Consider the following 8,447-nt stretch of genomic DNA (forward strand, 5'->3'; position numbering starts at 1 on the left):
GAAGACTGCCTCGACTGCGCCGGTGGCCTCTACCTCGACACCCCCGCCTGACCGACCCCAACACCCCTCCACGAACTTCCGCGGAGCAGCACTAGCCCTGACCAGCACTGCACTCTTGGCCAGCATTGAGAAGATGGCCGAGTGGGGACGACCCACGATCTCTGTGCCAGGCCGCGCCAAGGCAGGCTGCGCGACTGCCGCTCTGCTGAGTCAGCACCAATTCGCACCGTCTGCGGTCCTGATATGACCGCTCCGACCACAGGTGGGAGAATTTCGATATCACCACAGAACGTGCTTAGGTACTCCGAAGACAGGCAGGTGAGGTCATGCCCAAGCAGCCGAAGCCGTCCCAGCCCTCACAGGGCGAGGGGCCGAGCAGGCACAAGGGCGCTCAGCACGGCTGGGCCTCAGACGTGGACGAAACTCGTCAACAGGAAAACCCGAGCGCCCACCGCTCCTTCCACCCGGATGAATACGCCCCCCCGAAGGGCAGCGGCAGGAAGGTCTCCAAGGAGGAGTCGGAATCCGTTGACACCGTCGAGAGCACCACCCGCCGCGGGGAACAGCAGGGCAAGGGCTCTGGCGAAAAGGGCATGCATGACAAGGGCCGCAGAGGTCCCTCACAACGTCCCAGCGGAACCAGGGACGCCTCCGCATCGACTGGGGTGGACCCCCAGGACCCGCCCGGCAAACGAAGCGCCGGCTAGGTGGCCGAAACCGTGCACGAAGTCATCGTGGAGCCGACCGATGGCCAAACCAGTGCAGCCCGCCACGGTGACGTGGCCCCGTGGCTGCAGGGCGATCTTCCGTGTGAGCCTGGGTCGCTTCGGCGGCCCGGGTATCGCCTTTACTGATCTGATCATGGCGCTCCCGGTCGACATTGGGCGCGCCACGTGACCGGGTGAGCTCGCGGCGGGACGTGCTGCGGCGGCTGGCGCGCCGCGCGCCGATCAGCAGCAGGACCAGTCCGAGCACAGCCGCCGCTCCGATAACGATGCCGAAGAGGAAGAGCGTGCCGGTGGAACCCGTGACCTCGTAGCCGAAGACCGAGAACCCGCCGGTAAGTCCGTGCGCGCTGTTTGAGAACACGCCGACCACGCCGATGGTGACTGCGGCGATCAAAACAACGAGTCCGAGGATGAGGATCATGAAGCACTCCTTGGATCTGCTTCGCCCCCCGGGGGATCGCGCTGTCCGGCAAGCCGGCGGCACGAGCCGCGTCTACCCCTGGGATCGAACTGCTAATCCCGTTTGCCATCGTCTAACGGCCGGCATGGGGATCCTGGGTCGTCGGACTGGGGCCGCAGCCGCTCCTGCTACTGCAAATTCCTCTACAAAGCCCATGTGGGGCAGCGCCTGAGGGTTCACCAAAATCCAGATGTCACAAAATCCTGTTCCGGTCCGACCGCATCCGTAGATTCAACGAGGGTTTGGCTACCAAGGGTCACGCCGAAAAGGCGAAGGGTGACGTCCAGCTAAGGAGAAGACGAAGGACGCCTTCCAGCGCTGATACGTACAGTGCGCTACCGCCCAGCGACCTGTCCTCACCGTCGATGACCTGAGGGACGGGTGGCCTGCTGATCCGAGGCATCTTTCGAATGTGGGGGCGACGCCGGTCTGTGCGTGCGGGTCCTGCACGCGGCCTTGACATGCCACGCCCGCCCCCGGATCTCAGACAGGGGCGGGCGCTTCCAGATGGCTACACGACTTCCTGTTCCTCCTTGCGGGCCTTGCGGATGTCGCGGACGTTGGCGGTCAGGGTGCCGTCGTGCTGCTCGTAGTGGGAGAGGGCGAGCCCGAGGCCGAAGAATGTGGGCGCCCATTCGCCGACGAAGATGCCCCACCGGTCTGCGCGATCGAGCCCGGCGCCTGGCTCGACTTTGAGCGAGGCGGCCCAGGTGAAGATGGAGAAGCCGATGGACATGAAGGCTGCGGTGTAGGCGTGCTCGCTGCGCAGGCCTCTCTCATGCAGCATCTTGATCATTGGGGTCTCCCTGGTTTGTGGGGGTCAGGGCACTTCCACCAGGTTCACCCGGCTGGCGGACGCTCGCATCTGGTGGAGTGACGGCCGTAGGCGACCATGGAGCCATGAGCGAGCCCATACTCGTGGACCCATACGCCGCCCACGCGGCCACCGGCATCAAGCCGCGTGCTCGCGGCTGAGGGTGGCTGTCGGGGGCCGTGGGTACGGTCGGGCGTCCCCTGACGCGCCGCAGGATTCGTCTGACAGCGTTACGCGGGAAAGTCCTACACTTTCCCGCGTAATGGGAGGCCGTCCCGACGCATGTCAGACACCGTTCGTACAGGGCAGCATGGTGTGCGGAACCGCCTGCCGGTACAGCAACGTCACCCAGGTGCCCTGCGTCTCGGCCTCGATATCGGCCGCCATGACCGGATTGGGCGCGAACACCCGTCGAACTCGGGCAGGCAGGTCTGAAACGATCTCCCATTGAATGGCCACCACAGCACGCCAACGGCGCCGTCTGCAGATCATCGCCGCACGCATGGTCGAACCGAACGCCCCTCGATCGCCCGGCGCGAGGGCGGCCGTGCCCAGCACCAGCCCCGAGCTGCTACAAGCCTCTGGCGCGCCTGCGGTCGCTCTGGGCATCCGCACCTGCGGCACCTGGCCCTCGGGGCGGTGCCGCGCAGGAGATCAATGACGCCGCACCGCTCCCGATGCTGAACCACGGCACCAGCGAGGCGGCCAGATGTACGGCCGCGGCAAGGGACCATCCCCGCAGGTCCGGGGAGCAGGGTCAGAGCCCGCCTTCGAGGAGGACCACAATTCATCCGGTGGAAGTGGCCTCGATTTCACGCGTTGTCGACAGGCCATGTTGATGGCGCGGCAGCGTTCGGTGAGGGTCCATCCCCGCGTGGGCGGGGAGCAGTTGATCAGTCGGTACTCGACGTTGCCGTTGCTGGGCCCATCCCCGCGTGCGCGGGGAGCAGCGTCGACCAGGTTTCCGACGATGGTCACGATGGGGTCCATCCCCGCGTGCGCGGGGAGCAGGGGTGCCGGATTCGCCCCGGGGGCGGGCCCTCGGGTCCATCCCCGCGCGCGCGGGGAGCAGGTCGACTCGAGGCGGGGGTCTCGATCTCCTGGGGTCCATCCCCGCGTGCGCGGGGAGCAGACCGGGAGCTGGCCGGGTAGTACTGCGCGATGGGTCCATCCCCGCGTGCGCGGGGAGCAGCGGCCGGCCGCAGCCTGGGCCGGAGCCTCGGGGGATCCATCCCCGCGTGCGCGGGGAGCAGGCCGGCCTCTCCGCGGACGTCGAAGGCAGCGTGGGTCCATCCCCGCGTGCGCGGGGAGCAGTCGTCGGGGTCCATGTTGAGCCGTCGCCGGACGGGTCCATCCCCGCGTGCGCGGGGAGCAGGGAGGAGATCCGTGCGGCCATGGCTGGCCTGGAGGGTCCATCCCCGCGTGCGCGGGGAGCAGACCGGGATCAGCGCGGACGGAGACCCCGGCACGGGTCCATCCCCGCGTGCGCGGGGAGCAGCGCGCGTGGTCCGACAAGGGCCAGGCGTACTCGGGTCCATCCCCGCGTGCGCGGGGAGCAGCCCCTCTTTCCCCCTCCCCACCGTCGAGGCGAGGGTCCATCCCCGCGTGCGCGGGGAGCAGCCGGCCCTGCACCCGCGTGACAGCAAGGGCAGGGGTCCATCCCCGCGTGCGCGGGGAGCAGCTGGCGGATCTCGTTCGCGTCCCGCTCGCTGAGGGTCCATCCCCGCGTGCGCGGGGAGCGGAAGGAGGTCGAGGAGACCGAGTCCGCGAAGCTGGGTCCATCCCCGCGTGCGCGGGGAGCAGCTGACCTGCTCCAACGTCGTACTGACCGCTGGGTCCATCCCCGCGTGCGCGGGGAGCAGTCGTCGGCGAACTCGAGACGATCCTGCAGAACGGGTCCATCCCCGCGTGCGCGGGGAGCAGCAGCAGACGCTGGCTCACCTTGACCCGGCGCCGGGTCCATCCCCGCGTGCGCGGGGAGCAGGTGAACTCTCCGGTGAAGCCGTCGTCGGCGTTGGGTCCATCCCCGCGTGCGCGGGGAGCAGCGGAATCCGTTGGCGCGTGACAGCCAGTCCTGGGGTCCATCCCCGCGTGCGCGGGGAGCAGGACATACCGTGCGCCCCCACGCGGCCCCACCGGGGTCCATCCCCGCGTGCGCGGGGAGCAGGCCGCCGGGAGCGCCACCTTTGTGCACGGCGCGGGTCCATCCCCGCGTGCGCGGGGAGCAGATCGTCGTCCCCGACCTGTCCCTGTTCCACTCGGGTCCATCCCCGCGTGCGCGGGGAGCAGCTCGGGGAACTCCCCGGAAAGATCGCCGGGTGGGGTCCATCCCCGCGTGCGCGGGGAGCAGCGGAGAAACTACGGACACGCAGGTCAGCGGGGGGGTCCATCCCCGCGTGCGCGGGGAGCAGTGCCTTGACTGCACTGCCAAGGGATACGGACGGGGTCCATCCCCGCGTGCGCGGGGAGCAGCCGCCCTTTCCGGCCAGGACGTGAATACCGATGAGGTCCATCCCCGCGTGCGCGGGGAGCAGTGGGCGTCGTCGCCGTTTCCGGGCGCAACGTCAGGTCCATCCCCGCGTGCGCGGGGAGCAGAACTGTCGAATATCTGCTGTCCGGCGGTATTCGGGTCCATCCCCGCGTGCGCGGGGAGCAGGACGTGATATCAGACAGGAGAGCGCAGATGTGGGGTCCATCCCCGCGTGCGCGGGGAGCAGGGCCGCTGTTGTGCGAGCTTGCCGTACACCGAGGGTCCATCCCCGCGTGCGCGGGGAGCAGGCGGACCAGATCACGCAGACCTACGAGGCAACGGGTCCATCCCCGCGTGCGCGGGGAGCAGTCTTGTTGACCAGGCGCGATATGCAGTGTCCCTGTGCTGGGGAGCCACTTCTTAAGAATCCGGCGTTCTCCATATATCACATCAAAAAACCCAAAGATCCTTCGTAGTCCGTGGCCGACGATGGAACCTCCTCCACGAGGCGCCGGCCTCGGTGAGGGATTACGTGTTCAGCGGCGGAAGCGTCTCCGCTTCGCGGCTTTGCTCCAGCCCGGTGGAAGGGCTGGGGAAGCTGATTCGGCCGGGCGTTTGTGGGGTCGGTGGATCAGGGTGAGTCCTTCGTGATCGAGGGGGTGCCAGGCATGGTCGTGGCTGCGGAAGGTGAAACCCTGCTCGGTGTCGGTGGTATGAGCGAGGAGGGCTCGGCCCTGGTCTGCGTAGGCGCAGACTTCGTCCCAGAGCAGGTCGCGGATTCGGGCCGAGGGATTGCCGAGGAAGACGCCGGGTGAGATCTCCAGGAGCCAGCGGGTGAGGTAGCCGCGTAGGCCCGGTGGGCAGTTGGTGAGAACGATGACGGTCACCACTGGCCTCCGGGAGCGGAGTCGGGGCCGAGGTCGTAGTTGGGATCGGGGTCGTGGTTGCGGCCAGCGGCGATGTGGTGGCCGCCGTCGGTCTGGAGGGTGACGTGATCGACGTCCGAAGTGGTCTCGGTGCCAGGTGGCAGAAGCAGAATCTTGATGTCGTTGACGCACCGGTCGAGGAGGCCGGTGCGGGCGATGTGGTCGCGCAGGGCGCGGCGGGTGCGAGGGCCGGGGTCCTCGTCGTTCTCGGCCGCGATGTCGAAGGCGATGGGGATGCCGACGTCGGTCTTGTAGAGGTCGGCGATGTCCAGGACGAACGAGAGCTCGTGGCCGGAGTGAATGAAGCCGAGGGCCGGTGAGCAGCCCAGAGCCGTGACGATGGCGTGAGTGATGCCGTACATGCACTGGGCGGCCGCGGTGATGGCCTGGTTGACGGTGTCACCGGAGGCGAAGTCGCCTGGGGTGTAGTGGCGGCCTTTCCAGGGGACGCCGGTACGGGCGGATTCGCGGCGGTAGCACTCCTTGAGCCGCGCGCCCTCGGCGCCCAGGAGCTGGCGTCGGGTGAGCCCGGCCGGGTCCTCGGTGGGAAAGCGCAGCCGGTACATCGCGCGTGCGACGTCAAGGCGGGTACGGACGTTGGCCCATGCCGTGGCCTGCGCCTCGGCGAGGGCGGAGGAGCGGGTGAGGGCTCGGCCGGAGGCGTAGTAGCGAACGCCGTGCTCGCCGACCCAGGCGACAGAAGCGCCGGTTTCCCCAAGGACACTCATCGCCTGGTGCGTGATGCGGGTTCCGGGGCCGAGCAGGAGGGTGCCGATGGTTGCCGAGGGGATGTGGCGTACCCCCTCGGCGTCCTCGGCGGTGATCGCGTTCGCGTCGCGGTGGATGGTGCATCTCTCCAGGTAGACGAAGGAGAGACGGTCACCGACGCGGGTGAGTTCGCGCGGGGTGAGCTGGGCGCGCCGGCTGACGGTGGACACGGGATCCTCTTCTCCTGCGGGCCGTCAGCCGATGGGGGCGAGGGTCATCAGGCCGCAGCCGTAGGCCCGTGCCTTGCCCAGGCCCTGGGTGAGCAGGTTGCGGAGCCGGTCGGGGTCGGTGACTTCCAGGCGCCCGTCGTAGGTGACCGCAGTGACACGGACGTGATGCTTTTGGTCGTCCTGCTTCTTCGTGAAGCTGAGGGGCCGGGGCGAGCGGACCGTGACCAGGTGTTCGTCGCCGTGCTCGACGAGGCGCTGTCTCTCGGGCTTGGTGAGAATGGCGAAGCCGCCTCGTTCCTGCCGTTCGAGGAGCCAGGTCAGTTGGTGCTTGGGGGTGCGGTGGGCGGTTCGCTTGGTGGGGGCGCCGTCCTGGTTGCGGACGTAGTGAACGGGGTTGGCGGTGAGCCGGAACGACCAGGTGGTGCCCTTGTCCAGGCGGTCGAGGAGGCGGGAGTAGTCGCCGGTCTGCCAGTGGGGGCCTTCGGCGGCGGGCCATCCTGCCTGCTCGACGAGGTGGGTGAGGTCGGGCGGGGTGGGGCTGACGATGTAGAGGTGCACTGCTGCGGCGCTGGTGTGATCGACGCGCCACAGCACCCGGGGGGTGTCGGGGTCCCCGGGCAGCAGGTGTGGGAAGGACGACATGACTGCGGCGTGCATGGCCTGCGGGGAGGTCAGGAGCCGTCGGGCGTCGGTGCGGCGCGTGTTGAACCGGAATCGGGTCAGGTAATGGGTCATCAGTTGCCTGCCAGGGCGGTCATGGGGTCGTGGTCGTCGAAGAGGCCGCCTGGGCCGTTCTGCGGCCGGTGCCAGGGGTTCGGCACCCGGATCGGATCGATCTCGGTGACGGTGCGCAGGCCGTAGCGGCGGTGCCGGTTGGAGAAGCTGAGCGGCTGGTCGCGCTGGGAGTCGCCGAGCGGGACGGTCAATTCGGTGTCTGCGGGGATCGTGGCTGGGGGCTCCACCAGGGCGCGGAGTTTGATGGCGGCGTGGCGGGCGTGGCGGCGCTGGTGCCATTCGGAGGCGTGCCAGGGTTCGCCGTTCAGAACGTCCTCCAGCCGCGTGCTGGTGTGGATGTCACGGTCGGGGGTGAAGTCGACCGGGCGGGCCGGCGGGCAGGACCGGCGGCCCAGGTACGGCAGATAGACCGGAGCCCGCAGTGCCTCGCGCAGCTCGGTAATAGTGGCGTGGTCTCCTTCGACGGCGGCGACGAAGACGGCGTCGGCGAGGTAGAAGCGCTCGGAGAGCGGCATCGCGTCGCCAGTGTCGAAGTGCCGGGCGGTCTGGAAGTCGCGGACGCGGGTGCCGGGCTGGTCGATGCGGACGCCGAAGCGCAGGCGGGCCAGGCGGGTCAGCTCGGCCTCGTCGTCGCGTTCGACGCCGAGGGCGGCGGCGAGCATGCCGATGACGCCGCTCTTGGTGGGGGCGGGTTCGGTGGTGCGGCGGGCGAAGCGGGCCGAGACCCCCCAGGACTGGAGGGGCCCGGCCAGCTGGAGCGCCAGCACGGCGGTGCGGTCCGCCTCCGTCGGGGCGCTGTCCGCGGCGGATACGGCGGCGGTCGTGGCGCTGGTCATGCGCGCTGCTCCAGTCGCTCGGCAACGACCTGGCCGACGGCGGCGACGAGTTCCTCGACCCTTTCGGTCTGGGTGCCGAGGACGGAGACCGGCTTGGCGGCGGGGCCGACGGCCAGCACCCAGCGCTGGGTGGTTTCCTCGTCGCTGTAGGCCTTCTCGATCTGCGGGACGTAGTCGGCGAGCCGCTGGCAGGCCTGCTTCATGTATCCGCCTGCCTCCTCGCCCGCGACGACGGCCTTCTCGAAGGCGGAGACGTAGCTGATCGGGCGGCTGGTGCGGAGGGTGACGATCACGGCGTCCGGCAGGGTGTGGTTTCCGAACGTGTTGATCTTTCCGCTGGGCAGGGAGGAGATGAAGGAGTTGGTGAAGGCCTTGACGGCGCGGCGTACCGGGGTCGTGGTCGGCTCGTCGTCCTTGAGGCCCTGCCCGAGGTTGCGCTCCAGGAGGCCGTCTGGTGCCGGCTTGTTGATCCAGGCCGCTGCGGGGACCTTCGGGGGCTCCGGTGGCTTGCGGACGAAGCGTTCGGGGTGCTTCGCGTAG

Annotated in this window: 9 protein-coding genes and 1 CRISPR repeat array; of the genes, 1 reads left to right on the forward strand and 8 read right to left on the reverse strand. The window is 69.0% G+C overall.

All coding sequences use genetic code 11. The annotated features are described in order from the left end of the window. Nucleotides 1-326 precede the first annotated feature (326 nt). Nucleotides 327-707: a hypothetical protein gene (locus ABT078_RS43030; protein ID WP_502981570.1), complete on the forward strand. Its 381-nt coding sequence runs from the start codon at nucleotides 327-329 to the stop codon at nucleotides 705-707. 22 nt (nucleotides 708-729) lie between these two features. On the opposite strand, the gene ABT078_RS41985 is transcribed toward ABT078_RS43030, so the two are convergent. From ABT078_RS41985 to ABT078_RS42020, 8 genes are all read right to left on the reverse strand, one after another. Further along, nucleotides 730-1,149, reverse strand: coding sequence for a hypothetical protein (locus ABT078_RS41985; RefSeq protein WP_351237665.1), 420 nt, complete (start codon nucleotides 1,147-1,149; stop codon nucleotides 730-732). A gap of 550 nt (nucleotides 1,150-1,699) precedes the next feature. Continuing rightward, complete coding sequence (locus tag ABT078_RS41990) at nucleotides 1,700-1,984, reverse strand: hypothetical protein (protein ID WP_351237667.1); 285 nt, start codon at nucleotides 1,982-1,984, stop codon at nucleotides 1,700-1,702. A 303-nt stretch (nucleotides 1,985-2,287) separates the two neighbouring features. After that, on the reverse strand, nucleotides 2,288-2,560 hold the full coding sequence (locus ABT078_RS41995) for a hypothetical protein (protein ID WP_351237669.1): 273 nt from the start codon (nucleotides 2,558-2,560) through the stop codon (nucleotides 2,288-2,290). Nucleotides 2,561-2,862: 302 nt separating this feature from the next. Further along, nucleotides 2,863-4,841: a CRISPR direct-repeat array (repeat unit 29 nt; unit sequence GGGTCCATCCCCGCGTGCGCGGGGAGCAG). A gap of 167 nt (nucleotides 4,842-5,008) precedes the next feature. Next, nucleotides 5,009-5,359 (reverse strand): type I-E CRISPR-associated endoribonuclease Cas2e, encoded by a 351-nt coding sequence (cas2e, locus tag ABT078_RS42000; protein WP_351237671.1) that lies wholly within the window; start codon nucleotides 5,357-5,359, stop codon nucleotides 5,009-5,011. Then, nucleotides 5,356-6,336 carry a type I-E CRISPR-associated endonuclease Cas1e gene (gene cas1e, locus ABT078_RS42005; protein ID WP_351237673.1) on the reverse strand — a complete coding sequence of 327 codons (981 nt, stop codon included), beginning with the start codon at nucleotides 6,334-6,336 and terminating at the stop codon, nucleotides 5,356-5,358. Before cas1e ends, cas2e begins: the two co-directional genes overlap by 4 nt. Before the next feature lie 24 nt (nucleotides 6,337-6,360). Next, entirely contained in the window at nucleotides 6,361-7,071 is a 711-nt protein-coding gene (cas6e, locus tag ABT078_RS42010; protein ID WP_351237675.1) for a type I-E CRISPR-associated protein Cas6/Cse3/CasE, read from the reverse strand. After that, nucleotides 7,071-7,907, reverse strand: coding sequence for a type I-E CRISPR-associated protein Cas5/CasD (gene cas5e, locus ABT078_RS42015; protein ID WP_351237677.1), 837 nt, complete (start codon nucleotides 7,905-7,907; stop codon nucleotides 7,071-7,073). The genes cas6e and cas5e overlap by 1 nt, the downstream gene beginning before the upstream one ends. Further along, a partial coding sequence (locus ABT078_RS42020; protein WP_351237679.1) for a type I-E CRISPR-associated protein Cas7/Cse4/CasC occupies nucleotides 7,904-8,447 on the reverse strand: 544 nt, incomplete at its 5' end. The genes cas5e and ABT078_RS42020, both read right to left, overlap by 4 nt.

This window comes from Streptomyces sp. NPDC002133, from assembly GCF_040296405.1.
Lineage (GTDB): Bacteria > Actinomycetota > Actinomycetes > Streptomycetales > Streptomycetaceae > Streptomyces.